This is a genomic window from Vibrio sp. 811 (genome assembly GCF_033339195.1).
In genome coordinates, this window is the sequence record NZ_JAWOUB010000598.1 from 1 (window position 1) to 607 (window position 607).

Here is a 607-nt window from a genome sequence, read left to right on the forward strand (position 1 = left end):
GGGCAGCAATTTTTCCTGCGACCACAGGGTTTGTTGTTGCTCAAGCGAAAGAATGGAAAACAGTTCGCTTTGGCATTGAAGGCGCATACCCTCCATTTAGCTGGACAGAAACCGATGGTTCTCTAAAAGGCTTTGATGTTGATATGGCCAATGCGCTGTGTGAAGAAATGCAAGTGAAGTGTCAGATCGTTGCACAAGATTGGGATGGCATTATTCCTTCTCTATTGGCTCGTAAATACGATGCGGTCATCGCGTCAATGTCGATTACCGAAGAACGTAAGAAGAAAGTGGATTTCACGGGCAAATACGCACTGATCCCAAATAAGTTCATCGCTAAGAAAGGTGCAAACCTAGACTTTGCTAATCTAGATGGCCAAAAAATCGCAGTTCAACGCGCGACAACTCACGATAAATACCTGACTGACAACTACGGTGACAAAGTTGAAATTGTACGTTACGGCTCTTTTGACGAAGCGTACCTAGACCTTGCGAACGGCCGTGTTGCTGCAGTTTTGGGCGATGCATCTGCTCTAGAGGAAGGTGTATTGAACAAAGCTGGTGGTGATGCGTACGAATTTGTTGGCCCATCTCTGACTGATGCGAAATG

At 46.0% G+C, this 607-nt stretch carries 1 protein-coding gene; it reads left to right on the forward strand.

What is annotated here, in order from left to right:
- Window positions 1-8: 8 nt before the first annotated feature.
- Window positions 9-607, forward strand: a 599-nt coding sequence (locus R7Q46_RS28305; protein ID WP_318078457.1) for a transporter substrate-binding domain-containing protein, incomplete at its 3' end; no start/stop codon positions are given.